Origin of the sequence: Faecalibacterium sp. IP-1-18, assembly GCF_023347355.1 — a bacterium.
GTDB classification, from domain to species: Bacteria; Bacillota; Clostridia; order Oscillospirales; family Ruminococcaceae; genus Faecalibacterium; species Faecalibacterium prausnitzii.
On the sequence record NZ_CP094472.1, the window covers coordinates 471,831 to 496,529 of the forward strand.

At 50.9% G+C, this 24,699-nt stretch carries 24 protein-coding genes; 16 read left to right on the forward strand and 8 right to left on the reverse strand.

Annotated elements, in window-relative coordinates; genetic code table 11:
* Position 1: 1 nt before the first annotated feature.
* From MTP43_RS02275 to MTP43_RS02320, 10 genes are all read left to right on the forward strand, one after another.
* Entirely contained in the window at positions 2–427 is a 426-nt protein-coding gene (locus MTP43_RS02275; RefSeq protein WP_249235035.1) for a PrgI family protein, read from the forward strand.
* Positions 354–2,756 carry a VirB4-like conjugal transfer ATPase, CD1110 family gene (locus MTP43_RS02280; protein ID WP_249235036.1) on the forward strand — a complete coding sequence of 801 codons (2,403 nt, stop codon included), beginning with the start codon at positions 354–356 and terminating at the stop codon, positions 2,754–2,756. Before MTP43_RS02275 ends, MTP43_RS02280 begins: the two co-directional genes overlap by 74 nt.
* Positions 2,753–3,649, forward strand: coding sequence for a DNA cytosine methyltransferase (locus MTP43_RS02285; protein WP_249235037.1), 897 nt, complete (start codon positions 2,753–2,755; stop codon positions 3,647–3,649). Before MTP43_RS02280 ends, MTP43_RS02285 begins: the two co-directional genes overlap by 4 nt.
* On the forward strand, positions 3,646–5,631 hold the full coding sequence (locus MTP43_RS02290; RefSeq protein ID WP_249235038.1) for a C40 family peptidase: 1,986 nt from the start codon (positions 3,646–3,648) through the stop codon (positions 5,629–5,631). Before MTP43_RS02285 ends, MTP43_RS02290 begins: the two co-directional genes overlap by 4 nt.
* Before the next feature lie 18 nt (positions 5,632–5,649).
* Positions 5,650–5,901, forward strand: a complete 252-nt coding sequence (locus tag MTP43_RS02295) for a DUF4315 family protein (RefSeq protein ID WP_005935081.1) — start codon at positions 5,650–5,652, stop codon at positions 5,899–5,901.
* Entirely contained in the window at positions 5,891–6,613 is a 723-nt protein-coding gene (locus MTP43_RS02300; protein ID WP_249235039.1) for a DUF4366 domain-containing protein, read from the forward strand. Before MTP43_RS02295 ends, MTP43_RS02300 begins: the two co-directional genes overlap by 11 nt.
* Positions 6,610–8,733, forward strand: coding sequence for a DNA topoisomerase 3 (locus MTP43_RS02305; RefSeq protein WP_249235040.1), 2,124 nt, complete (start codon positions 6,610–6,612; stop codon positions 8,731–8,733). The genes MTP43_RS02300 and MTP43_RS02305 overlap by 4 nt, the downstream gene beginning before the upstream one ends.
* 94 nt (positions 8,734–8,827) lie before the next feature.
* Positions 8,828–12,022, forward strand: a complete 3,195-nt coding sequence (locus MTP43_RS02310; protein WP_249235041.1) for a YodL domain-containing protein — start codon at positions 8,828–8,830, stop codon at positions 12,020–12,022.
* Positions 12,023–12,025: 3 nt separating this feature from the next.
* Positions 12,026–12,970, forward strand: a complete 945-nt coding sequence (locus tag MTP43_RS02315) for a hypothetical protein (RefSeq protein WP_442900581.1) — start codon at positions 12,026–12,028, stop codon at positions 12,968–12,970.
* 3 nt (positions 12,971–12,973) lie between these two features.
* Positions 12,974–13,174: a transposon-transfer assisting family protein gene (locus tag MTP43_RS02320; RefSeq protein ID WP_249235042.1), complete on the forward strand. Its 201-nt coding sequence runs from the start codon at positions 12,974–12,976 to the stop codon at positions 13,172–13,174.
* 118 nt (positions 13,175–13,292) lie between these two features.
* Here MTP43_RS02320 and MTP43_RS02325 read toward each other — a convergent pair whose 3' ends face one another.
* The 6 genes from MTP43_RS02325 to MTP43_RS02350 all read right to left on the reverse strand — a co-directional run bounded on the left by MTP43_RS02325 (position 13,293) and on the right by MTP43_RS02350 (position 18,021).
* Positions 13,293–14,267, reverse strand: coding sequence for a hypothetical protein (locus MTP43_RS02325; protein ID WP_129873279.1), 975 nt, complete (start codon positions 14,265–14,267; stop codon positions 13,293–13,295).
* Between the two features lie 18 nt (positions 14,268–14,285).
* The gene (locus tag MTP43_RS02330; RefSeq protein WP_249235043.1) at positions 14,286–15,131 is read right to left on the reverse strand and encodes a nucleotidyl transferase AbiEii/AbiGii toxin family protein; all 846 of its coding nucleotides are present in this window, start codon (positions 15,129–15,131) and stop codon (positions 14,286–14,288) included.
* Entirely contained in the window at positions 15,128–15,721 is a 594-nt protein-coding gene (locus MTP43_RS02335; protein WP_129873283.1) for a type IV toxin-antitoxin system AbiEi family antitoxin domain-containing protein, read from the reverse strand. Before MTP43_RS02335 ends, MTP43_RS02330 begins: the two co-directional genes overlap by 4 nt.
* Before the next feature lie 121 nt (positions 15,722–15,842).
* Positions 15,843–17,171: a relaxase/mobilization nuclease domain-containing protein gene (locus MTP43_RS02340; protein ID WP_249235044.1), complete on the reverse strand. Its 1,329-nt coding sequence runs from the start codon at positions 17,169–17,171 to the stop codon at positions 15,843–15,845.
* The gene (locus MTP43_RS02345; protein WP_097793304.1) at positions 17,132–17,461 is read right to left on the reverse strand and encodes a plasmid mobilization protein; all 330 of its coding nucleotides are present in this window, start codon (positions 17,459–17,461) and stop codon (positions 17,132–17,134) included. The genes MTP43_RS02340 and MTP43_RS02345 overlap by 40 nt, the downstream gene beginning before the upstream one ends.
* 191 nt (positions 17,462–17,652) lie before the next feature.
* Positions 17,653–18,021: a helix-turn-helix transcriptional regulator gene (locus tag MTP43_RS02350; RefSeq protein WP_097793305.1), complete on the reverse strand. Its 369-nt coding sequence runs from the start codon at positions 18,019–18,021 to the stop codon at positions 17,653–17,655.
* 248 nt (positions 18,022–18,269) lie between these two features.
* Here MTP43_RS02350 and MTP43_RS02355 point away from each other — a divergent pair, with 248 nt between their 5' ends.
* From MTP43_RS02355 to MTP43_RS02370, 4 genes are all read left to right on the forward strand, one after another.
* Positions 18,270–18,953, forward strand: coding sequence for a response regulator transcription factor (locus tag MTP43_RS02355; RefSeq protein ID WP_097785029.1), 684 nt, complete (start codon positions 18,270–18,272; stop codon positions 18,951–18,953).
* Positions 18,950–19,981, forward strand: coding sequence for a sensor histidine kinase (locus tag MTP43_RS02360; protein WP_156071501.1), 1,032 nt, complete (start codon positions 18,950–18,952; stop codon positions 19,979–19,981). The genes MTP43_RS02355 and MTP43_RS02360 overlap by 4 nt, the downstream gene beginning before the upstream one ends.
* Positions 19,982–20,122: 141 nt before the next feature.
* On the forward strand, positions 20,123–20,785 hold the full coding sequence (locus MTP43_RS02365; protein WP_156071499.1) for an ABC transporter ATP-binding protein: 663 nt from the start codon (positions 20,123–20,125) through the stop codon (positions 20,783–20,785).
* A gap of 18 nt (positions 20,786–20,803) precedes the next feature.
* Positions 20,804–23,314, forward strand: a complete 2,511-nt coding sequence (locus tag MTP43_RS02370; protein WP_156071496.1) for an ABC transporter permease — start codon at positions 20,804–20,806, stop codon at positions 23,312–23,314.
* Positions 23,315–23,438: 124 nt separating this feature from the next.
* Here the strand turns inward: MTP43_RS02370 and MTP43_RS02375 are convergent, their stop codons facing one another.
* Together MTP43_RS02375 and MTP43_RS02380 are read right to left on the reverse strand one after the other, a co-directional pair.
* Positions 23,439–23,603, reverse strand: coding sequence for a hypothetical protein (locus tag MTP43_RS02375; RefSeq protein WP_227618672.1), 165 nt, complete (start codon positions 23,601–23,603; stop codon positions 23,439–23,441).
* Between the two features lie 139 nt (positions 23,604–23,742).
* Positions 23,743–23,892, reverse strand: coding sequence for a hypothetical protein (locus MTP43_RS02380; protein ID WP_156071490.1), 150 nt, complete (start codon positions 23,890–23,892; stop codon positions 23,743–23,745).
* Between the two features lie 30 nt (positions 23,893–23,922).
* On the opposite strand from MTP43_RS02380, the gene MTP43_RS02385 reads away from it, so the two are divergent.
* Complete coding sequence (locus MTP43_RS02385; RefSeq protein WP_117506282.1) at positions 23,923–24,354, forward strand: sigma-70 family RNA polymerase sigma factor; 432 nt, start codon at positions 23,923–23,925, stop codon at positions 24,352–24,354.
* Positions 24,355–24,360: 6 nt separating this feature from the next.
* Positions 24,361–24,606: a helix-turn-helix domain-containing protein gene (locus MTP43_RS02390; protein ID WP_117506283.1), complete on the forward strand. Its 246-nt coding sequence runs from the start codon at positions 24,361–24,363 to the stop codon at positions 24,604–24,606.
* Positions 24,607–24,699: the final 93 nt, after the last annotated feature.

Genomic DNA, 24,699 nt, shown 5'->3' on the forward strand with positions numbered 1-24,699 from the left:
AATGGCGTATGTGACCGTTCCCAAAGATTTGACCCATGTAAAATCCAAAGTCTTATTCGGGCTGACCAAGCGGCAGCTGGTCTGCTTCGGCGGTGCGCTTTTAACGGGCGGACCGCTTTATTTTTTGGCCCGGAACTATCTTTCCAACAGTGTAGCGGCCCTGCTGATGATTTTTGCCATGCTGCCGGGGCTGCTGTTCGCTCTGTTCGAGCGGCACGGCCAGCCCCTTGAAGTAGTGATTCAGCAAATGATTCAGTGCTGCTTTATCCGTCCCAAGGAAAGGCCCTATCAGACCAACAATGCTTACGCCGCCCTTGTGCGGCAATACCAAATGGAACAGGAGGTAAAGGCCATTGTCCAGAAAAACGATACCCCGCGAAACCGAAAAGCCCAAAAAGCTCACCCGCGCCCAGAAAAAAGAAATTGATGCCGTTATCCGCAAGTACAAGGGTGACGGCAAGCCCCGCACGGCGCAGGCCACCATCCCGTATGAGGCCATCTACCCGGACGGTGTGTGCCGCATTGACCGACGCACATTCTCCAAGTGCATTGCCTTTGAGGACATCAGTTATCAGCTGGCCCAGCCGGAAACAAGAACCGCCATCTTTGAACACCTGTGCGACCTCTACAACTATGTGGATGCTTCCATCCATGTGCAGCTTTCGTTTTTGAATCGCAAGGTTGACCCGGTGCAGTACGCAAAAAGTTTTGAGATCGCACCGCAGGGAGATGATTTTGACGACATCCGCGCCGAGTACACCGCCATCCTGCAAAAGCAGCTTGCCAGCGGCAACAACGGCATTGTGAAAACCAAGTACCTGACGTTCACCATTGAGGCCGACAGCCTGAAAACTGCGCGGGCTCGGCTGACCCGCATTGGCCTTGACCTGCTGGGCTATTTCAAGACCATGGGCTGCGTGGCGCACGTTATGGACGGGCAGGAGCGTTTGGAAGTTCTGCACGGCATCTTCCATCCGGACGGCGAACCGTTCCGCTTTGACTGGGACTGGCTGGCACCCTCCGGCCTGTCCACCAAGGACTTTGTGGCTCCATCCTCCCTCTGTTTCGGTACGGCCAAAACCTTTGGTTTGGGCGGCAAGTATGGAGCTGTGAGCTTTTTACAAATCCTTGCGCCGGAACTTTCGGACGAAATGCTGGCCGATTTTCTCAAAACGGAAAGCGGCATTCTCGTCAATCTCCATGTGCAGGCCATCGACCAGACCGAGGCCATCAAAACCATCAAGCGGAAGATCACAGACCTTGACGCCATGAAGATTCAGGAGCAGAAAAAGGCTGTCCGTTCCGGGTACGACATGGACATCCTGCCCAGCGACCTTGCCACTTACGGCGAGGATGCCAAAAAGCTGCTGAACAAATTGCAGACCCGGAACGAACGGCTTTTCATGCTGACTTTTTTAGTGCTGAACGTGGCCGACACCAAGCAAAAGCTGGGCAACGATGTGTTCCAAGCGGCGGGTGTGGCGCAGAAGTACAACTGCTCCCTTGTCCGGCTGGACTACCAGCAGGAGCAGGGCCTTGTGTCCAGCCTTCCGCTGGGCATCAACCAGATAAAGATTCAGCGCAGCCTTACCACCTCCAACGTGGCGGTGTTCGTGCCCTTTGTGACGCAGGAGCTTTTCCAGAGCGGCGCGGCCATGTACTACGGCATCAACGCAAAATCCCACAACATGATCATGCTGGACCGCAAGCAGGCCCGGTGTCCCAACGGCCTAAAGCTGGGTACGCCCGGCAGCGGCAAATCCATGAGCTGCAAGTCTGAAATCGTCAGTGTGTTTTTAACGACTGCTGACGATATTTTTATTTCAGACCCAGAAGCCGAGTATTATCCGCTGGTCAAGCGGCTGCATGGGCAGGTCATCAAACTTTCGCCCACCAGCAAGGACTATGTGAATCCTCTGGACATCAACCTGAACTACTCCGAGGATGATAGTCCGCTTGCCCTGAAATCGGATTTTGTGCTGTCGTTCTGTGAGCTGGTCATGGGCGGTAAAACAGGTCTGGAAGCGATTGAACGCACCGTGATAGACCGTGCCGTGAAAGCCATCTACCGCCCCTATCTGGCGAATCCCTGCCCGGAGAATATGCCGATTTTGTCTGACCTCCACCAAGCCCTGCTCGACCAGCACTTGCCGGAAGCGGACCGGGTAGCGCAGGCATTGGACTTGTATGTGTCCGGCTCGCTGAATGTGTTTAATCACAAAACGAATGTGGACATCCACAACCGGCTTGTGGCCTTTGACATCAAAGAACTGGGCAAACAGTTAAAGAAATTGGGGATGCTCATTATCCAAGACCAGATATGGGGCCGTGTCACCCAGAACCGCAGTCAGGGCCGCGCCACATGGTATTTTGCGGATGAGTTTCATTTGCTCCTGAAAGAAGAACAGACCGCTGCTTATTCCGCAGAAATCTGGAAGCGCTTCCGCAAATGGGGCGGTGTGCCCACGGGCGCCACCCAGAATGTGAAGGACCTTCTTTCTTCCCCGGAGATCGAGAACATTCTGGAAAACAGCGACTTCATCACGCTGCTGAATCAGGCATCCGGCGACCGCAAAATCCTTTCGGAACGGCTGAACCTCTCCGCAGACCAGCAGAAGTACATTGACAATTCCGAACCGGGCGAAGGACTGCTGATTTTTGAAAATGTGGTGCTGCCGTTTTCCAATCCCATTCCGAAAAACACCCAGCTCTATAAGATCATGACCACCCGGCTCAGTGAGGTAGTGGAGCTATGAGCCTAACACATTTCAGCTTGTTTTCCGGCATCGGCGGCATCGACCTTGCCGCAGAAGCAGCGGGTTTCACCTCCGTCTGTCAATGCGAGTGGGCGGCCTTTCCCGCCGCTGTGCTGGCAAGCCACTGGCCGGAGGTGCCCCGTTTTCAGGACATCACCACCGTAACAAAGGAGGCTTTCTTTGAAAAAACAGGACTTCGCACCGTCGCCCTCATTTCAGGTGGCTTCCCGTGCCAGCCGTTCTCCACCGCAGGGCGGCAGCGCGGCTTCCACGATGAACGCTACCTCTGGCCCGAAATGCTGCGGGTCATCCGGGAATTGCGGCCCCGTTGGGTGCTTGGAGAAAATGTTGCTGGCTTCCTCCGTATGGGGCTCGACAAAACGCTCATTGACTTGGAGCAGGCAGGTTACGATGTTCGGGTTTTCGTATTACCTGCTGCTGCCGTTGGCGCGTGGCACGAACGGAAACGGGTATTCATCATCGGCTCCGCTGCTTCCCACACCCCTTGCCAGCGACACCGGGGATGTGGGCAAGGGACTGGACATCCAAATCTCTGCAAATGGCAGCTACCGCAAGATGAACAAGGATGGCAAGGCGTGGACGGCGCGGCTTTCCCATGTGGTCTACCGCATGACCCCCACCACGCTGGAAAAGCCCTACCTCAACCCGGACTGGGTGGAGTGGCTGATGGGTTTCCCGCGCAAATGGACGGGCATTCCCTTTGGGCCAAAGAACCCGCCGACATCCCGCGTTTGACCGAAGAGGTGCCGAACCGCAGCAAGCGGATGAAAACGCTGGGCAATGCAGTTTCGCCGCCGCAGGTATTCCCGATTCTCAAATACATTGCGGACATTGAATCGGGCCGCTGTCCGATGGGAGGTGAAGAGCCTTGAAAGAATTGCAGGCAAAAGCCAAAGTCACCCAGACTATGACCCGTGACGGTCTGGTGGTGGAAAATCAAGCGGACGGCACTGTGGAGAACGTTTCCAGCCGGGAAGCGGAACAGGACTACTCCACGGATGCCGAGGGCAAGGCCGAAAAAATTCTGGAGCGGGCCGAGGACATCAAGGACGGGCATAAAAATAAAAAGAAAGCGAAAAAGGCAGCAGAAACAGCGGCCACCGCCGAAAGTGAAGACGGTCTGCACCGTTCCGCCGCCCGTCTGGAACTGACCGAAGAAGAACGGGCAGACCCGGCGTTGCAGCCGTACATCCAAAAGGCGGAAGCGAAAGCCGACAAGCTGGATGCGGCCCGCGCTGCTCTGCCCAAAAAGCGTGTCCCGGTCAAAGAAAAAGTCTACGATGTCGCCAGCGGCAAGGCGAAATCCACCCTGCACTTTGAACAGCAGGACAAAGGCCCGCCCAGCTTGAAACCAAACCCGGCCAGCCGCCCACTGTCGGAAGCATTGCTGTTTGCTCACGGAAAAATCCATGAAGTCGAACACGAAAATGTGGGTGTGGAGGGCGGCCACAAGGGTGAAGAACTGGTGGAGCATCAGACCGCCAAGGTCATCCGCAGCGGCATCCGGCACCACAAGATGAAACCCTACAAGGCCGTGGAAAGGGCAGAACGGGAATTGCGTTCGGCTAACGCCGAGTATTTCTATCAGAGGTCTTTGCGGGACAATCCGCAAATTGCACAAACGGCCAGCAACCCCATTTCCCGGATGTGGCAGAAACGGCGTATCAAACAGCAGTATGCCAAAGCTGCACGGCAGGCCGGACAAGCCGCCGCGCAGGGTGCAGCCGCCACCGCAGAGAACGGTTTCCGGGTAACAAAGCTGGCGGCCGAGGGCGGCGAACGGGTAGCCGAATTTGCGGCCCGGAACTGGAAAACCATTCTGATCGTGGCGGTGTTCGGTCTGCTGGCTCTGCTCTTGATAACGGGGTTGCAGTCCTGCACCGTGATGGCGGGCACCGCTGGAACCGGCGTGACGGCATCCTCTTACTTTTCCAAGGACAAGGATATGCTGGGTGCGGAAAAAGCCTACGCCAAGCTGGAACAAAAACTGCAACGGTATCTCGACACCTACGAGGCCACCCACAACTACGATGAATACCATTTTTATCTGGACGAAATCGAGCATGACCCCTATGTGCTGATCTCGATTTTGTCCGCGCTCCATGATGGCGTTTTTACATTGGCCGAGGTGCAGGGCGAACTTGAAATGCTCTTTGAAAAGCAATACATCCTGACCGAGACCGTGACCATGCAGATACGTTACCGTACAAAAATGATGGTCATTATTGGCCCGTATGGTGTGCCGCAGGTTATCACCTACCAAGAACCGTATGAATACTACATCTGCACGGTCAAGCTGAAGAACAAGGATTTATCCCACCTGCCCGTGGAAGTGCTGACCGAGGAACAGCTTAGTGCCTATTCGCTCTATATGCGCACGCTGGGCAACCGGCCGGATTTGTTTGGCAAAGCGCAATACCCCAATGCGTCCACCATCAAGCAGCCCTCCTACTACGATATTCCCCCGGAAGCACTAAAGGATGATAGGTTTGCCGCCATGATGGAGGAAGCCACGAAGTACATCGGCTACCCGTATGTGTGGGGCGGCAGTTCGCCCAGCACCAGCTTTGATTGCAGCGGCTACATTTCGTGGGTGCTGAATCACTCCGGCTGGAACGTGGGCCGCCAGACCGCACAGGGTCTTTACAACCTCTGTACTCCTGTTTCGACGGCGCAGGTCAAACCGGGCGACCTTGTGTTTTTCAAGGGGACCTACGATACCCCCGGCGTGAGCCATTGCGGTATCTATGTAGGCAATTCCATCATGCTGCACTGCGGCGACCCGATCTCTTACACAAACCTCAACTCAAAATATTGGCAGGAGCATTTTTACAGCTATGGGCGTTTACCGTGACGCCAGAAAGGATTTTGTATGGCAAAAAGACTTTCCCGCATTGAGCGCGACATCGAACGGCTCAAAGAAAAAATCTCTGAATATCAGCAGCAGTTGAAAGAACTGGAAGCTGCAAAGACCGAACAGGAAAATTTGCAGATCATTCAGCTGGTGCGCAGCATGAACATGAAGCCGGACGAGTTCGCGGCCTTCCTGCGCAGCGGTGCGCTGAACGCCGCGCCTACCGTCACCCCGTACCACAAACAGGAGGATGCCGCCAATGAAACCTGATTGGAACTGCCGTTTTGCAGCTGGGCTGCTGGCTATCCTGCTCTGCCTCTGCGCCTTTTCCATGCCCGCTTTCGCAAGCGGTACTGACCCTGCCCCGGAACCTCTGCCGGAGATTATCGAAGAAGAACCCACTACGGGCGGCATGGAGCCGGAGGGTGTGCCCATCACGCCCAAGGGCAATGCAACACTGGTGGATGACTTTTACGGCGACAAGCAGCTTATCACGGTGACCACCAAGGCCGGGAATTATTTTTACATTCTCATTGACCGTGCCAACGAGGACAAAGAAACCTCTGTCCACTTCCTGAACCAAGTGGACGATGCCGACTTGCTGGCCCTGCTGGACGAAGAACCGCAGGACACTGAGTTCTGCATCTGCACCGTGAAATGTGAGGCCGGGAACGTCAATGAAAACTGCCCCTTGTGTGAAAAGAGCCTGCGCAACTGCACGGCCCCGGAAGCTGTGAAAACCGACACCGAAACGCCGCAGGAAAAGCCCAAGTCCAACATGGGTAGTCTGATAATCCTGCTGGTGCTGGCTCTGGCGGGCGGCGGCGCGGCCCTCTATTATTTCAAGTTCCGCAAACCCAAGGCCGACACCACCGGGCACGATGATCTAGACGAATACGATTTTGGCGAGGACGAAGATGCAGACGAGGAACCGGCTGAAATCGAAATTCATTCAGAGGACGGACAGGAGGACGAAACATGAGCTTTCAGCTGGTGATCGCCGAAAAACCCAGTGTAGCCCGCAGCATTGCCGCCGTGATCGGGGCCGATGAAAAGCAAAACGGCTACTGGCAGGGCGGCGGGTATCTTGTCAGCTGGTGCATCGGGCATCTGGTGTCCTTTGCGGAAGCGGGCCAGTACGATGAAAAATACTGTAAGTGGCGGTATGAGGATTTGCCCATTCTGCCCCAGCCGTGGCAGTTCATTGTCCCGGACGAAAAGAAACAGCAGTTTGAAATTGTGCGCTCTCTGCTCAACCGCCCGGATGTGGACAGTGTGACCGCCGCGACCGACGCAGGCCGGGAGGGAGAACTGATTTTCCGTTTCGTCTACCAAATGGCCGGCTGCACAAAACCTGTGAAGCGGCTCTGGATTTCCAGCATGGAGGATGCCGCTATCCGGGAGGGCTTTGCAAACCTGCGCCCGGATTCGGATTATGATGCTCTGTATCAATCGGCCCTCTGCCGTGCAAAGGCGGATTGGCTGGTGGGCATCAATGCAACTCGACTGTTTTCGGTGCTGTATCACAAAACCCTGACGGTAGGCCGGGTGCAGACCCCGACACTGAAAATGTTGGTGGACCGGGACGCAAAAATCCTGCGCTTCCAGAAAGAAAAGTATTACACGGTCGGCATCCAGTCCGGCAGCCTGAAAGCAGACAGTGGGCGCATTGCGGATGTAGAAACCGCAAATTCTCTCAAAGAAAAATGCACAGGCACAACTACCGTTTGTACTTCTGTCAAACGGGAGAAAAAGACAGAACAGCCGCCCAAGCTCTATGACCTGACCACCTTGCAGCGGGAGGCAAACCGCTTGTTCGGCTTCACGGCAAAGCAGACCCTTGATTATGCCCAGCAGCTTTACGAAAAGAAACTGCTGACCTATCCCCGCACCGACAGCCAATATCTGACCGAGGACATGGGCCAGACGGTACAACATCTTGTGTCTGATCTGCTGGGGCTGCTGCCCTTTGCCCAAGGACTTGCGCTGACTGCGGAAGTGGGCCGGGTGCTGAACAGCAAAAAGGTATCGGACCACCACGCCATCATTCCCACTGCTGAATTTGTAAAACAGGGCTTCGCTGGTCTTGCCGAGAGTGAATGCAAGCTGATGAACCTTGTCTGCTCCAAACTGCTCTGCGCGATAGCCGCACCCCACGAGTACGAAACCGTGACTGCGGTATTTTCCTGTGCAGAAAATGAGTTCACCGCCAAGGGAAAGACCGTGCTTGTCCCCGGCTGGAAAGAGATCGACCAACGGTTCCACTCCACCATGAAAGCAGACGGCGAAGAAGAAGCGGAAAGCCTGAACACCCTGCCAGAACTGGCCGAGGGGCAGAGTTTCCGCGTAACTTCTACCGTATCGGAACACTTCACATCCCCGCCGAAAGCCTACACCGAAGATACGCTCCTGTCAGCAATGGAGCGGGCCGGGGCCGAGGATATGCCGGAGGACAAGGTGAATTGCTCCGCAGGAGCAAGAGAGGGTGGCCTGGGCCATGCGGAACGTAAGGGGCTGGGTACTCCGGCCACCCGTGCGGCGATTCTGGAAAAGCTGGTGCAAATGGGCTTTGTGCAGCGCAAGGGCAAACAGCTTGTCCCCACCAAGGACGGCATCAATCTGGCGGTGGTTCTGCCGGAAAGCCTGACCTCTCCCGTCCTGACCGCCGAATGGGAAAACCGCCTGACCAAGATTGCCAAGGGCAACGCAGACGCGGACGAGTTCATGGCCGAAATTGAAGCGCAGGTGCGCCAGCTGGTCAAGACCTATTCTTGTATCAGTGCAGATAAGCAAAACCTGTTCCAGTCGGAACGGGTTATTATCGGCAAGTGTCCCCGGTGCAGTGAAAACGTCTATGAGGGCAAGAAAAACTTCTACTGCGGGAATCGCAGCTGTCAGTTCGTGATGTGGAAGAATGACCGCTTCTTTGAGCAGCGCAAAAAGGCGTTCACGCCGAAGATCGCCGCTGCTCTGCTCAAAAACGGTAAGGCAAAGGTTAAGGGCCTCTATTCCGAAAAGACAGGCAAAACCTATGATGCAACGGTGCTTCTGGCAGATACGGGAGGCAAGTACGTCAATTACCGGGTAGAGCGTAAGGGATAAAGAAAACGAGGGCCGGTTATGGTAAGGTGAAGCATTCATTTTGCCATAACCGACTCTCTCTATCCGTAGGATAGCAAAAAAGGAGTGTGACCAAATGAGCGAACTATTTTCCATCCAGCTGCAAAATCGACAGCAACAAGGCGGAGATGGCGTCTGGCTGGACCTGCCCACCACAACCGAACAGGTACAAGTGGCCCTGCGGCAAATCGGCATTTCGTCCGATAATCCGCAGGGCCTTTTCATTTCTGGCTACTTTGCCGAGGAAGAAAAACGCTTTGCAATTTCTTATAACATGGTGCTGGCATCCAATGTGGACGAACTGAACTTTCTGGCATCACGACTGGAAACCCTCTCTACCGGGGAACGCGCAGAGCTGAACGCCGCCCTGCAAGCCCCGCAGAGTGAGCTTTTCAGCATCGGGAGAATCACCGACTTTCCCGAAAACGTGGACTACTATGTGCATCTGCCGGATGTGCACGGGCCTGCCCAGCTAGGAGATTACTACCTGAATCGCTCCGGCATGGTGAATATGCCGGAAGAATGGAAAGGCGGCATCGACACGGCACAGTTTGGCCGGTATGTGGCTCAGCAGGAACAGGGTGCGTTCACCCAGTACGGCTACCTTGTCAAAAGCGGGGACGAGTGGCAGAAAGTCCACGAGGGCCAGCCTGTGCCGGAGGAATACCGGGTACTGTCCTTTCCTGCGCCGGAAGTTTTGCGAGATTCGGCCAACATCCCGCCGCCTGTTCAGCCTGAAACGGAACCGCAGAAAGTTATTCCCATTATCCTAAACGGCAAGGACAGCGCGGAACGCATGAAAGAAATCACGGACCGGCTGGAAACAGGCATTCAAGAATTATTCGACAGTGACCGCTACAAGGCCTACCTCACCACGATGGCGAAATTCCACAATTACAGCTTCAACAACACCTTGCTGATCGCCATGCAGGGCGGGCAGCTGGTGGCGGGCTTCAACAAGTGGAAAGACACGTTCCACCGCACCGTAAAGAAAGGCGAAAAAGGCATCAAGATTCTGGCTCCTGCGCCGTACAAGGTCAAGCAGAAGATGGAAAAGCTGGACGAACAGGGCAAGCCGATTCTGGACAAGGACGGCAAGCCGCTGACCGAGGAAAAAACGGTACAGATTCCGGCGTTCAAGGTGGTGTCCGTGTTCGATGTCAGCCAGACCGAGGGCGCACCTCTGCCCTCTATCGCGGTGAATGAACTGTCCGGCAGCGTGCAGGACTACCAAGATTTTTTCAAGGCATTGGAGCAGGCATCCCCGGTACCCATCGGGTTTGAGGACATCGAGGGCGGGGCGCATGGTTACTTTCATCTTCTCGACAACCGCATTGCCATCCAAGAGGGCATGAGCCAGTTACAGACCATCAAGACGGCCATCCACGAGATTGCCCATGCCAAGCTCCACGCCATCGACCCCAACGACCCGGAACAGACCAACCGCCCGGACAGCCGCACCCGCGAGGTGCAGGCCGAAAGCGTGGCCTATACTGTCTGCCAGCACTACGGGCTGGACACATCCGAGTATTCCTTTGGTTATGTGGCCGGGTGGAGTTCGGGCCGGGAACTGGCCGAGTTGAAAGCCTCTCTGGAAATTATCCGCAATACGGCCCATGAACTGATCTCCGCACTGGACGAACATCTGGCAGAACTGCGCCAGCAGCGGGAAACAGAACTTTCCACTGCACAGGAGGCTGCATTTGCGCTGGACAACGGCAATACGCTGTTCATCCAGACCTGCGATTCCGGCTATGACTACACCCTGTATGGCCCGGATAATAAGGCTCTGGACGGCGGCCAACTGGACGCACCCGGTCTGACCCTGCCGGATGCCGGAGAGGAAGCTCTTGCTCTGCTGGGGCAGACAGTCAAGGTGTCGGAAGTTTTGTTGGGCGACAAGCTGGCAGCGTTCCAAGAGGCAGCAGAAAAAGCGAATGAAATTCCCGCACCCGTTAAAATTCCAGACCCCGCCGCAGAGCCCACGGTCACAATTCTGTGGAGTGAAAGTGACAAGCTGCAGGACGACGAAACCATGCCACTGTCCGTGGCAAACCGCGTCTTTGAAGAACTGGACACCACCCAGCACACGGAACGGGAAAAGGACGGCTACACAGGTGGCTGGTACGACAAGACCGCATTCCGCATTGATTTTACCCTGAACGGCCAGCCAGACAACTACGAGGGGCGGCAGGATTTTGGTGACGGAGAGGGTTCTTTGGTTCAACACATCCAGAACTACCACGAATACTACGCCAAAGATGAAAACTGGAAGAATTTTGTTCTGCACAACAAAGGCCCGGAAGCGTGGGAACAGGACAAGGCAGAGCGGGAAATGGTACTGACCGAGTTTATCCCGTACCTCAAACAGCATTGCAATCTTTCCGCTATGGAGCAGACGGCTACCGCCGCTTTGCGAGAGGGACAGAACATTTCGCCGGAACAGGCTGCCTATTATAACACTGTTGTGGCCTATGTGCAGGACTGCCGCCCGCTGCTTAACCAAGGCCAGTATAACTTGCCGGAACCGCCCAAGCTGGCTGACTTTGACCAGAGCTTACAGGATTACAAGGCACAGGTGCAGGCAGAGATCGCGCAGGAAGCGGCCGCTGCTGGAATGACAGTAGAGGAATACGCAGCGGCAGGCTTTGAAGCACCGCAGCAGGACAGCTTTTCCATCTACCAGCTGCGCAATGAGGATTCCACCCGCGATTACCGTTTTGAGCCCTACGACCGCCTGCAGGCTGCCGGTTTGACCGTGGACAAGGCCAACTATACGGAAGTATACACCGCGCCGCTGACTGTTGGCACCACGTTGGAGGACATCTACCGCACATTCAATGTGGACTATCCGGCAGATTTCAAGGGACACTCACTGTCTGTTTCGGATGTGGTGGTGCTGCACCAGAATGGGCAGGACACCGCCCACTACTGCGACAGTGTGGGCTTCCAGCGGGTGCCGGAGTTCTTGCGGGAAAATCCGCTGCGCACCGCAGAACTTTCCACCGAACAAAACGAAAACATGATTGACGGTGTTCTGAACAACGCGCCCTCTCTGGGCGAGTTGGAGGCCAAAGCAAAAGCCGGAGAACAAATCTCTCTGACGGACCTTGCCGTCGCAGTCAACGCCGCAGAAAAGGCACCGAAAGCCAAGAAGTCCCACACGGCCAAGCCGAAAAAGCCATCCATCCGGGCACAGCTGGATGCCGCAAAAAAGGAGCAGAGTAAGCAAACGCAGCCACGAGAAAAGACAAAGGAATTGGAGGTATAAGCCGTGCAAAAATTTGAAAATATGGATGTGATCGCTGCGTTGGAAGCCATTATGCACCAGAACACCGCATACTATCAGAGCGATTTTGCGTATGACATCAAAATGCTGCGGGAGGCCGCCCGCAGCGACCAGCCGGAAGATAAGCTGCTGTTGTGGCTGTCCCGGCCCTCTGGAACATTCTGTTTCCGGGAACGAGACGTGCTGCTCAAAGATACCCAAGCCTACAACACATGGAAATTCTGCGGCGAACAGACCCACGACAGGATTCTTGCCTATGCAGTGGAGTTGACCGGTGCGGCCAACGGAACCGTGCAAGGCAATCTGTATGAACTGGACTACCAGCAGCATTTCCAGCATATCCGGGATGCCGCTCTGCCCGTGGGTGCCAATCGCCTGATCTACGAAAGTGGGATGCGGGAAATTGGCCCCAAAGAGCATTTCAACAGCCGCTCGGACAAATATTTTGGAGAGTTCGTGCGGTATGAAATGCAGCCCCGTGACCCGGAACTTCTACAAGCGGCCATCCGGCAGGAGCAGCGCAGTCGGGAATCTGCACAGCCCGGTGACTTCAAAGAACACCTTGCGGCATTGCACACCGGGCTGATCGAGGCCGAGGCCCAGCGTATCGTAGCCGATATGAAGCGTCTGGCTGCTCCCAACAGCCCGGACAAGAATCATTTCATGGTGGAGGTGTCACCCTACTTCACCAAGCTGGCATCCAGCCGGGACACGGATCAGCTGCTTGCCATGCTGCCGTATAAATCTTTACATCTGTCCAGCGTAAAAGACCGTTTTGGCATCTACGCGCTGGTTGGCAAAAACGAAAACCGGGACAAGGGCATCTGCAAGCCCCGCACTTCCGTCCGCAAGCAGCTTTCCGAAACAAAACAGGCCGCCAGCCCAAAAAAGGCAGCGGCCCGCAGCAAGCAACACGAAATGGAGGTCTGACGCATGAATTTCAGCGTAGAAGAAGAAAATTTGATTTGTATGTACCACGCTTCTGACCGCCGCCGGACGATGGCGCGGATGCTGGCCGCCCTGCCGGATATGGATACCGAAATGCGGCGGCTTGCGAATGGCACCATTGCAAAGTTGGAGCACATGACTGATGCGGACTTTGACGGACAGAGGTTCGATTTTGCGGGTGAGTGATACCGCCAGCTCGACAATGACACATTATTTTTAGAGAAAGTAATGTGCCATTGGCAAAACAGAAATAGCCGGACACGGTAGCCTTGTGGCTGCTGTGTCCGGCTTTCTTGCATCATTATCAGATATTTATGTTGCCTTCAAGGTTACTGTGCTCTACCCGAATAGTTGCCTTTATATCTCCACTGATAGGGCTACTTTCAATTACATCCGTAACCTTTTGCTCAAAATCGCCTGTACACCAAGGACTAAGAACAACTGTCAGTTCTCGAAAAATTTCCTCTTTTAGTCTTAAATCAATATACTTCCATTTATTAAATTCAGGAAGTCCAAGGCTGCACAATATCCGACTTTCGCCTTCATTTTCCCATGCGTTATTTTTTTGTTTACCAAGTTTTCCAAGATAACTAACTGGCACATTTTGTGCAACAGTCGAACTTGCTGAAGCTGCTGCAATTTTTGAAAAATCAACACTTACTGTTGACTTATAACTCTTTGAAAATGCTTCGTCACAAGCTGGTAAATACTCAACATCGAAAAATTCCATTCTACGAATACAGTTATCCCAGTCAGAATCCAAATTTATCGGTGTACATCCAAGATGTTGTCCGATGCCATTCCGATTAACTGTTCTTTCATATTCTGTGCCGGAGAAAAACACTTTTTTCTTGTCAGCAATAAAGGCATAATCTGTATAAAAGGCTCCGCTAAAATTATTAGCAAAATTTTTGAATTTCAGTAATATCTTTGTTGCGCGGTCTGAACCGCCATAGCTTATCCAAAATGGAACTTGCTCATGGTCAATATGAGAAAAACAAACTATAAATTTGCTTCCAGCATAATTAGTAATTCCTACGCGTCGTTGCTCCTGCGGGTCATTTAGATTTGCCGAACACAGACTACTGCTCCGTAGTGTCAAATCGCGCATAATGAAGCAAAATGCCTGAAAGTCAGTTGTGTAGTACATTCTTGGGTATGTTTTCACTTCATCAGAAACATGCATCTGAAAACCTGCAATATTTTTCAATGCATCGGATTCTCTTGAGTTTTCAGTTTCTTCGCTTTTGACTGTGCCATCAGTAAAAATATCAGACATATTTCCTCCTTTGATATTTTATTGCGAAATTTCTTCCATGATTTTTTGAATCGCATTGCAGGTATCATCAAAAGAAATATCCTTTGCATAGTCGTATTCCCTGCTATACTTGTTCCATTGCCTGCGGAGTGTATCGCTATCCCGGATTTCCTGCATGATCTCCGGGTATTGCGTTATAATTTTAGCACTGCCACGTTTTTCCGTTGTCCGTTCCAGTGCCCGCCGCAGGGTTGCCTTGTCGCACTCGGCTCCACGCAGAGCATACAGAATATAGATGTCATAGTAATCTCTCGGACGGGTGTTTGCAATGTTGCGGGACAGCACGGTTTCCAGTTTTTCGGCCAGAACTGTTTCAAGATTGTAGGCCAGAACGCTGATCGTGCGGTCATCGAACAGCATTGAAAAGGTGTACTCAATCTCACGGGGCGTTATCATATCACCGGTGGTGACATCCACCGTCAGCGGGACGCTGATCGGCGGGTAGTTGGCTTTCAGCGATACCCGGATTCCGGGGTAATCGTCCGTTTCCCGGATGTCTGCAACGCCCAGAACTTCAAACTGCACATCATCGTCAATCTGGACTGCGCACACATCTTTGAAAATGGAAAGGATGGCTTCATGGGTCAGCGTAAAGCCCTTGATGGTCGTGTCCAAATCCATAGTGGCCCGTGTGTCCAGACCAACGATAGCCGACACCAGAAAGCCTCCTTTGATGATAAAGTTATGCTTATACGGTGAAAGCGAAATGCGTTCCAGCAGTCTTTCCAGCATATAGTTCTGCATTACAAGCTGTGCGGAAATGTGCTTCTCGGCAGCTTTCTTTTTGATATAGGCTTTTAACTGCATCGGATTTTTTGTAATCATAGTAAAATCTCCATGTAGCGCAGAACCTTGGGCTTCACGCGAAGTCGTTCTGCGTACTGCATCAATTTGTGAATGTCTTTGTCTTTGGATGCGGCATAACGCTTCATAGCCGCGCCCACAATTTGTATATCGCTCCCGCTGCCGCGCAGGATGTCACACAACGTCCGTTCCAAATCGTAAACACGAATCGGGTTGCCGGATGGCGATTGGATTTCAATAATACCAAAGTCATAATTTTCTGGAATGGCACGCTTGACGATCAAATCTTCCTGCTTCAAAGACAGTGCGTTGTAACCCTTGGGAAAGGTCATAGTGTACCTTGCCGGAGTGCGGTCAGAATAGCCCAGCAGATAGAGAGCGGTATCATGTGAATAGATGCCGCGACTATACTTCCGCTGCAACAGGTAAAAATCATCTTCCCATGTGCTGCTCTGCACATACAGGCCGCGTCCAAAACGGTACAGTTCCCCGCTCTCGACAAAATCATGCAGATAGCCCCGATGTAAGCCGGCTTTCGTCAACTGTGCGGCCGTAATGATGCCATTGGGGGCAGACTGCACTATTTTTTCTACTTTGCCCATGTTGTTCATGCTATCACCTCACTTGACATTCACACATTATATTATATAGAAATAATGTGTGCTCGTCAACAGTGAATTGACAATCGCACATTATTTCAGTCAAAAGTAATGTGTCGTTGTCAAGCAATGCTCACAGGGTCTTGTCCCTCTCCTGCCTGTGATTTGGGAATAGGACACCGTCCACATTCTGCTTGATGATGCCATACTCCTGCATCTGGCGTTTGACTTCGGCGTACTGCTGTTGCAGTTGCTTTTTCTGCTCGGCCAATAGCTTATACTCGGTTTTCAGCGCGTAAAGGTCGGGTGGCTTTTGGAGGCCCTTCTCTTTCAGGGCCTTGGCCGCCGCTTCATAGAGAATCAGGGTGCTTTCATGCTTGCGCCGGAACTGCTTTTTGTCAGCGGCCCGCTGGTATTCCTGCACCAGTGGACGCAATTCTTTACAAGTGGTGACATCCTTTATCAGCACGGCCATTTCTGCAAGCCGGCGTTCGGCCGCTTTCAGCGCGGCGGCAGCTTCGGTGTTGGCGGCGGTGATCTCGGCCACACGATTTTCCAAATCCGGGTAACTATCAATTTCATGCTCCGTCAGGAAGTTCAGCGTCCGGGCAGCCTGTTTCAGATTGTGGAGTTTTACCCACTTCTCATACCCTGCGGACTGCTGGGCCTTGATGCTGTTTTCCAAATCAATCCGCAGCGAAATTTTACGGGTTTCTTTGGGCTTCCGCTCCGCGAACCGCCCTTTGATGCGCTCGGTGATGGCTTCTTCGGTGTAGGCTTCGCCCAGCGTTTTGCAGCGGGTAAACCGCCCCTGTCCGGGCGCACGGAACGACACATACTTGCCCCTCTTGACCTCATAGCTTTGCTCCTGCAGGAGCCGTAGAAAATCGTCAAAATCCTTGGCCTGCGGGATGGTGGTATCTATGGTAGCTTTCAGCTTCGCCTTCCAGCTCGTGCCTTTTCGGTGCGCGTCCCACTCGGCATAGCTCTTGCCCCGGTCTTGACCGGGCATTACCACGGATAGGTTATGTTCCTTGCACAGCCGGTCACTGGTGCGCCGGATGTAGGAATAGCTCTGTCGGTTGGAAACATACTTTCGTTGGTTCACCATGTCCACGGCGCAAAAGACGATGTGGTTGTGGACGTGCCCCTTGTCAATGTGGGTGGTCAACACATACGGGTATTTGCCTTGCAGTACTTCATCTGCAAGCTGTCGACCAATCTCGTGGGCCTGCTCCGGCGTGGTTTCGCCCGGCGCAAAAGACTGTATCAAGTGGTGGGCCAGATTGTTGCCTTTCTGCATGGCCTGTGACAGCAGCAGTTCAAATTCGATGTCGGCGGTTTCATAGGAGCAGGCAAAGGAGGACACCAGCATTTTTTCGTCCGTCTTGGCCGGATTCTCGATGTAGTCCAATGCCTTTTTCAGCGTTGACTTGATAGGATGTATCTTTGTAACTGCCATATCTGCGCCAATGCTCCCTTGATGTCCGCAACGTCTTGTGTGTACAGCGGCCCCATGCTGTTCAGCCGCCGCGCGATCTGATTGACGTTGACACCAATCTTTTGCAGTTCGGCGGTTTGCGCCCGGATGTCGGTGGTGTCGATGTGGACAACATAACCGTCTATCAGCATCTTCCGGGCGTATGCAGAAAAGTTCCGGGTATGCAGCAGAGCCATCTTCTGCCGGATAAGTTCCCGTTCCTCCGGCGTCACGGGAACACGCAGAACAATTTTTCGGGTTCGGTTCGTCATAGTTTCACCTCGTTTCTTGGGGGTCTGGGGTACTCCCCAGCAAGCATTTCTGCCGGGAGTGGCTACACTCCCTATGCTTGCTACGTTACCTTTCCCCACTACTATGACACCACAACACCCCCGTTCTGCTCGCAAAATGCAAAAAAATAAGAGGACGCTTTTTGCATCCTCTCAATGACCATGCGTGGCAATCAGACACACGCATGTTCTTTTTCCTGTTCATGGATTCGCAGGGCACCGTCAATGGCACCTTCTACGATGGGCAAGTATTCTTCCGGGCAAAGCTGCAGCTTGTGGCTGACCCGCTGACGCTCTGCACTTTCTTCCCGCATAAGTTCCGGGTTGAAGTACCGTTCCACCGGCAGACCACATATTTTTATCAGCTGAATCACCACCGGCAAGCTGGGCAACGTGCCTTCGTTTTCGATGTTCGCAAGATACCGGCTGTCACAATGTATCATGTCGGCCAGCGCACTGCGGGAAAGCTGTTTTGCCTTTCGTGCTGCCTTGACATCCGCTCCGAACGTTTCAAAGCCGGGACAGTCCTCAATTTTTGCCATTCTGCATCACCCATATACATTTTATAGTTCATGGACGACACATGGAATGTTGTAAAAGCTATTCTGATTACACTTTATATTTCATCCTTCTGCGTTGCTATTATTAGTGCAGCCATATATAATGAGGCTGGACCGTTCTTTGCAAGAGAAAAGGCACGTTTCCCGTTTTAATTATCAGAGAAAATCACTCCATCGTGAGGTTTCTGTGACATTTGGGCGCTACACTGAAAATGAAGGAGTGTTATACCATGCGAATTTTAGTAGTCGAGGATGATCGACTTTTGAATAATACTTTATGCTATAACTTGAATACTGCGGGCTATGCGGTTGATTCTGCACTGACAAAATCAGCGGCCAGTAGTTTCTTGACGAAGCAGGACTATGACCTGATTGTGCTGGATGTAAATTTGCCGGACGGGAACGGTTTTGACTTCTGTCGGGAGGTAAAAGAACGCCGCCCCGATACCGCTATTATTTTTCTGACCGCAAATGATATGGAAAGCGATATGCTCAAAGGGTATGAACTGGGCGCAGAGGATTATGTGACAAAGCCTTTCCCTATGAGCGTCTTTCAAAAGAAACTGGCGGTGGTGCTGGGGCGGCTGACAAAACAATATGGTGGTGATACTTATGAGGATGGCACACTGACCATCAATTTTTCAGAGATGAGTGCTGCCCTGTCAGGAAAGCCACTTACATTCACCCCACTGGAATATCGACTTTTGAAAATCCTGATGAAAAATCCACAGATCGTTTTGACGCGGCAAGTCTTGTTGGAAAAACTGTGGGACGCAGACGGAAATTTTGTGGATGAACACGCTCTGACTGCGGCTATCAGCCGGGTACGAAACAAAATCGAAACACCCGACCGTCAGTACATCAAAACGGTATATGGTATGGGCTATATGTGGATCGGAGGGGCGCTGAAATGAATGTGCGAAAGCTTTCCGTCAACAAAGCCTGTATCTTTTTAGCTGTTCTCCTGCTGGCGGCAATGGTGACGGTTTCAGTGGCTTTATATGCGTTGACCCAAGATATAACCGCTGTTTGGTATGTACTATTGTTCGGCATCTTTGTGCTGTTTTGCTCTATTTGTTTTATGGTGCTGGTTCGCCGCAAATTGGCGATGTTCTCCGATGCTTTTTGCAGTTTGATGGATGATATGTTGTCCGGGAATATGCAGCCGAAACAGACTGTGGAAGAAGAAAGTCTTTTCTATAAAATTGAATATCGGTTGAACCGTTTGTATGAAATCATGCAGGAAAACAAGAACAGCATTGCACAAGAGCGGGCTGACTTGCAAGAACTTATTTCCGATATTTCTCATCAGGTCAAGACCCCGATTGCGAACTTGAAAGTGATTAACAGCACCCTGCTTGAAAATGAAATCCCTGTGCAAAAGCAAAAAGAGTTTCTTACAGCACAGGCCACCCAACTTGATAAACTGGATTTTCTCATGCAGGCTATGATTAAAACCTCGCGTCTGGAAACAGGTGTCATTTCTCTGGAAAAGAAAAGCCAGCCGCTTTATGACACGCTTGCCGCCGCATTGGGAGGTATCCTTCTGAACGCCGAGAAAAAACAGATCAATGTTCAAGTGGACTGCCCGGAGAGCTTGATCGTTTCTCATGACAGAAAATGGACAGGTGAAGCGCTGTTCAACATTTTGGATAATGCGGTGAAATATACGCCGGAGGGCGGTCAAATCCGGGTTTCGGTTGAAAGTTGGGAAATGTATGTGAAAATTGACATTACTGATACAGGCATTGGCATCTCAGAACAGCATCAGGGGGCAATTTTCAAGCGGTTCTATCGGGAGGACATCGTACATGATGTAGATGGAATTGGTATTGGTCTATATCTGGCTCGTGAGATCGTAACCTTGCAAGGCGGTTATATCCGGGTAATATCCGAGGTTGGGAGGGGTTCAACTTTTTCCGTCTTTCTGCCTCGACAATAAAATAAGTACGCTAAAAAACAAAATGTCACAGGCCTATGACATTTGAGATTTAATTAAACAGAGGTATTTTGTTTCCCGTGACATTTCTGTGAGGTTTACCTTTTATGATAGAGCCATCAAAAAGGAAGGGTGGTGTTCTATATGAACATATTACAAACGACAGATTTGAAGAAATATTACGGCACCGAACCGAACATTACAAAAGCATTGGATGGCGTGACCCTATCCATTGAGGAAGGTGAATTTGTTGCCATTGTTGGTACTTCCGGCAGCGGTAAGTCTACTTTGCTGAACATGATGGGCGGGTTAGATACGCCAACTTCCGGCAGTATTAAAGTAAAAGGGAAAGAATTATCGAAACTCAAGGATGAACAGCTTACCATCTTCCGCAGACGTAACATCGGGTTTATCTTTCAGAATTACAATCTTGTTCCTGTGCTAAATGTCTATGAAAATATTGTCCTGCCGGTGGAGCTGGATGGTGATACCGTGGACAAGCGGTTTATGGATGAAGTCGTGAAAATGTTGGCTCTCGATGGGAAGCTGAACAGTATGCCTAACAATCTGTCCGGCGGCCAGCAGCAGCGTGTAGCGATTGCCCGCGCCCTTGTTTCCAAACCAGCTATTATACTTGCAGATGAACCGACAGGCAATTTGGATAGCCGGACAAGTAGTGATGTTCTTGGTTTGCTGAAAGTTACAAGTCAGAAGTTCCATCAAACGCTTGTAATGATTACCCATAACAATGAAATTGCCCAGCTTGCCGACCGAATTATCCGTATTGAGGACGGAAAAATCGCATAGTGACAGGGGGTGACATTGATGGATGATATTTTATTTGGGAACAATAATCAGGCAACAATCAATCGTCTTGCCAAAAGAAGCTACCGCGCTAATAAGCAGAGAAATGTTTTCGTTACCATCGCATTATTCTTGACCGCCTTTATGATTACATCTGTGTTTAGTTTGGGGTGCAGTTATTTTGAAACCTATCAAATGCAGCAAATTCGTGCGATGGGCACGACTGCGGATGTGGCAATTACAAGCCTCTCAGAAGAACAATATGAAGAATTGAGCCAATCCGGCTTGGTATCCGTAGTTGGTGTCAGTCAGAGATTGGGCAGCATTGATACATCTGGAATGGACGATGCCCTGCTGAGTATTACTTGGATAGACGAAACAGAATGGCAAGAACACCGTGTACCAACAATTTCGGATATACACGGAGATTATCCGCAAGCAAAAAATGAAATTATGCTCCCTACATGGGCTTTGCGTGCAATGGGGATTGATGATCCACAGATAGGGATGAATATTTCCCTTTCCTATCAGCTCGGAACAGATTATCAATACAGCTCCGATGAATTTGTTTTGTCAGGCTATTACACAGATTATTCGGCTTCGCGTGCAGGCAACCGTGGTGCTGCTTATGTTTCGGAGCTTTTTGCAACACAAACAGGGCTTCCCTTTGATAGTGTGTCTACCGCAATGATTTCTTTTTCTGATGACAGTAATGCCCTGCGATCCTGTGAAAAACTAAAACGGAAGATTTCGTTTACAGAAAGCCAGTCCTTTGAAATTGTACCTATTGCTCAGAGTAATTCCACCACCATTGTTCTTCCACTGGCTGCTATTATCGTCTTTATCATTATCAGCGGCTATTTGCTGATTTATAACATTCTGTATATCTCAATTTCAAGAGATACACAATTCTATGGACAGCTTAAAACGATAGGCACGACAAAAAGACAAATCAAGCGAATCGTGCGTTCTCAAATATTCAGAACGGCGGTGATCGGTATTCCCAGCGGCCTGATTGTCGGTGGTATTGTTTCGCTTGGACTTGTTCCGTTTGCCATGAATATAATGTACTCAGGCGATACAGACCTTGGGGAGATAGTGTCCTTTTCCCCCATTATTTTTGCGGGTGCCGCAATCTTCACATTTTTTACCGCAATCATCGGCAGCATGAAACCAGCGAAAATAGCTGCAAGTATTTCTCCTGTTGCGGCTTTACGCTATACGGAGGCAAATACAAGGAGTTACCGAGATCATAAGAGCCATAGAACAAAATTATCCAGGATGGCACGAGATAATATTTTTAGAAACCCTAAAAGCGCTGTCCTTACTTTTGCGTCCTTATTTTTAGGCTTAATATTGTTTTTGGTTTCTGCTGGTTTACTATCAAGCCTAAGTCCAGACAATTTTGTAAATCAATGGGGAGAAAGTGATTTCGCATTGACTTACAGCATTTTCGAAGAAGGAAACCTGCTCTCTGATGAAATGTTGCAGCAAGTTGCAACAATGCAGGGAATTGAAAATCTGCGCGTCACTTATTCCGCTTCACCGTGGCCCACTATGGATGTCATTTACAGCGAAAATGTATTCGGGAAATATATTGATTCCTTGGATGGCGTATCGGGTCTTGATTTTTCAAATGCGGAAACACGGAAAAACTATACAGATAATTTTTGGAGCGGCGTTTACGGAATAGATTCCAGATATATCGAAGAACTTAATAAAACGCTTGATAAGCCTATTGACTTAACAGCCTTTGAAAAGGGAGAGTTGGTGGTTTTGTCCGCTATGACGGATGCTGAGGGAAACCCATTGATTCAGCCAGGGCAAGCAATCACCGTTGTCGGTGAGTCCGGAGAACTGGCCTTTACAGTGGCAACTGGCTTTCTGGACGCTGATTTTCAAAGTGGTCGAGGAAATGAGAGAGGTACTGCCCCTGATTTGTATATCAGTGAGCAGGCATTAGAGAAGTTGTCTGGAGAAACTAAAATCTTTCGGATTGCTTTTGATACTATTGATAGCAGTTATGATAAAGGGATTATGGAGCAGCTTCAATCCATTACTGCTTCGTCACCGGGCATTACGATTCTGTCACGATATGAAAAGCAGCAAGAAATGGCCGGATATTTGCTGACCTCAAGGATTATAGCCGCAGGGTTGTCCACTGTATTTTTGCTGATAGGAATTATGAATTTCATTAACACAATGGTTGTTAGTGTAAATACTCGGAAACATGAATTTGCCACACTTGAAAGTATAGGAATGACGAAAAAGCAAATTAGAAATGTATTGCTTTGGGAAGGCGGGTATTATTGGAGTATTTCTTTCCTACTGCTTGCCACACTGGGAACAGCGATATATATTCCGATATACTCAGCCTTTAGAAAAATGGTTCCTTATGCAGCTTTTCACTATCCTGTATTTTCTCTGTTGGTTGTCGCAGCTATTGTTTTACTGGTCTGCTTGGCAACTCCCGTCATAACTTTCATGCAAAATGTTAAGCAAAGCGTTGTAGAGAGACTGCGGCAGAATTAAATATTTGCGATGAAAACCGGGAGATTATTCTCCCGGTTTTTCAAATCTCACAGGTTCGTGAGATTTCAGCCCATTATTCTGTCGAAACAGCGTGTGTCGGTGACATTTCTGTGAGGATTGCTTGTTAAGATAAACGCAAAAGGAACAAGCTGCCGCACGACGGCAAAAGAAAAAAGCCGTCGTACAGCAGCCTATCAACACGCCCATTTGAAGCGGCGGCTTTTGAGAAAATCAAGGCCGCCGGTTCTTTTTGCGTATCAGAGCGTTTCATCGTCTGTATGGCGGCCATAGGAGGATGCCGCCATGCGCCTGATATTCTATCGACCGTTCAATCTTGACCTATCAAAAAAAGCCTTGCTCCCGCACAGGGTCAGCAGGGCTTTTACTATGTACTATACAATGTAGCTGCTACGCGTTTAATACTGCCATTATGCCCGGTTGGCCGTTTTCGGTTTGCTGGGCTTTTCTGTTGCCACCTGAAAATCTGCCTGCTTCAAAAAATATTTTTGGAAATTTTCAAAAAAGCGGGCAGAATCGGGTGTTTCAGGTGTCATATTAGCGGAAAGGGAAAAATCCACCCGACATCCCCACGGAAAGGGGGTGAGAAGATGGAAGCTATCCCTCGCAACGATGGCGAACAGTACCGATTCGATGCGTTCTGCAAAGCGGTACTGCGAAATGAGGCCCGGAACTATCACCGAAATAAGAAACGCTTGCTTGACCGTGAAAAGTCATTCAGCGTTCTTTCGTTGGAAGAACTGGGGCAGCTCACGAGTGTAGACCATTATCCGAGCGAAGAATTTATATTTTCGTCCTACGGCTGTGATCTGCACCTCGACAATGAGCTTGTTGCCAATGCGTTTGCCGCCCTGCCAAAGCAAGAACAAAGCATTCTGATTCTGTTTTGCGTTCTGGAACTGGGCGATGGCGAGATTGGCGACCTCATGGGAATGTCCCGGAGTGCTGTACAGCGCCACCGGACAAAAACGCTGAACGAGCTGCGAAAAAAGCTAAAGGCGCACTTGCCGGAGGGAGGTTAGGCGTAAATGAACTCCTATGAACACACGAGCAGAGATTTTTTGCCGCTCTCGGTGATTCGCTCTGCCTGCGCTGGGGACACCGATGCAGTTGAACAGGTTTTGCAGCATTACAGAGGTTACATCAACAAGCTCTGTACAGGCATTCTCTACGATAAGCACGGCCAGCCCCATGTGTGCATAGACGAGTACATGAAACGCCATCTGGAAATCAAACTGATTTCTTCTATTGTAACCAAAGCCGAAACGGTCTGACCCTTTCCACGTTTCGGGACAGCACCTTGAAAAATATGCCCGCAGGATAATGGTGGTGCATCATAGGGCAAACGGATACGTTGCTGTCTGTAT

Bases quoted from the DNA above. Each gene is read 5' to 3' on its own strand.
- MTP43_RS02320 (WP_249235042.1), top strand. From the start codon at position 12,974: ATGAATTTCAGCGTAGAAGAAGAAAATTTGATTTGTATGTACCACGCT.
- MTP43_RS02300 (WP_249235039.1), top strand. From the start codon at position 5,891: ATGAAACCTGATTGGAACTGCCGTTTTGCAGCTGGGCTGCTGGCTATC.
- MTP43_RS02310 (WP_249235041.1), top strand. From the start codon at position 8,828: ATGAGCGAACTATTTTCCATCCAGCTGCAAAATCGACAGCAACAAGGC.
- MTP43_RS02335 (WP_129873283.1), bottom strand. From the start codon at position 15,721: ATGAACAACATGGGCAAAGTAGAAAAAATAGTGCAGTCTGCCCCCAAT.
- MTP43_RS02390 (WP_117506283.1), top strand. From the start codon at position 24,361: ATGAACTCCTATGAACACACGAGCAGAGATTTTTTGCCGCTCTCGGTG.
- MTP43_RS02275 (WP_249235035.1), top strand. From the start codon at position 2: ATGGCGTATGTGACCGTTCCCAAAGATTTGACCCATGTAAAATCCAAA.
- MTP43_RS02355 (WP_097785029.1), top strand. From the start codon at position 18,270: ATGCGAATTTTAGTAGTCGAGGATGATCGACTTTTGAATAATACTTTA.
- MTP43_RS02360 (WP_156071501.1), top strand. From the start codon at position 18,950: ATGAATGTGCGAAAGCTTTCCGTCAACAAAGCCTGTATCTTTTTAGCT.
- MTP43_RS02385 (WP_117506282.1), top strand. From the start codon at position 23,923: ATGGAAGCTATCCCTCGCAACGATGGCGAACAGTACCGATTCGATGCG.
- MTP43_RS02365 (WP_156071499.1), top strand. From the start codon at position 20,123: ATGAACATATTACAAACGACAGATTTGAAGAAATATTACGGCACCGAA.
- MTP43_RS02370 (WP_156071496.1), top strand. From the start codon at position 20,804: ATGGATGATATTTTATTTGGGAACAATAATCAGGCAACAATCAATCGT.
- MTP43_RS02295 (WP_005935081.1), top strand. From the start codon at position 5,650: ATGGCAAAAAGACTTTCCCGCATTGAGCGCGACATCGAACGGCTCAAA.
- MTP43_RS02350 (WP_097793305.1), bottom strand. From the start codon at position 18,021: ATGGCAAAAATTGAGGACTGTCCCGGCTTTGAAACGTTCGGAGCGGAT.
- MTP43_RS02285 (WP_249235037.1), top strand. From the start codon at position 2,753: ATGAGCCTAACACATTTCAGCTTGTTTTCCGGCATCGGCGGCATCGAC.
- MTP43_RS02305 (WP_249235040.1), top strand. From the start codon at position 6,610: ATGAGCTTTCAGCTGGTGATCGCCGAAAAACCCAGTGTAGCCCGCAGC.
- MTP43_RS02330 (WP_249235043.1), bottom strand. From the start codon at position 15,131: ATGATTACAAAAAATCCGATGCAGTTAAAAGCCTATATCAAAAAGAAA.
- MTP43_RS02340 (WP_249235044.1), bottom strand. From the start codon at position 17,171: ATGGCAGTTACAAAGATACATCCTATCAAGTCAACGCTGAAAAAGGCA.
- MTP43_RS02345 (WP_097793304.1), bottom strand. From the start codon at position 17,461: ATGACGAACCGAACCCGAAAAATTGTTCTGCGTGTTCCCGTGACGCCG.
- MTP43_RS02325 (WP_129873279.1), bottom strand. From the start codon at position 14,267: ATGTCTGATATTTTTACTGATGGCACAGTCAAAAGCGAAGAAACTGAA.
- MTP43_RS02375 (WP_227618672.1), bottom strand. From the start codon at position 23,603: ATGGCCGCCATACAGACGATGAAACGCTCTGATACGCAAAAAGAACCG.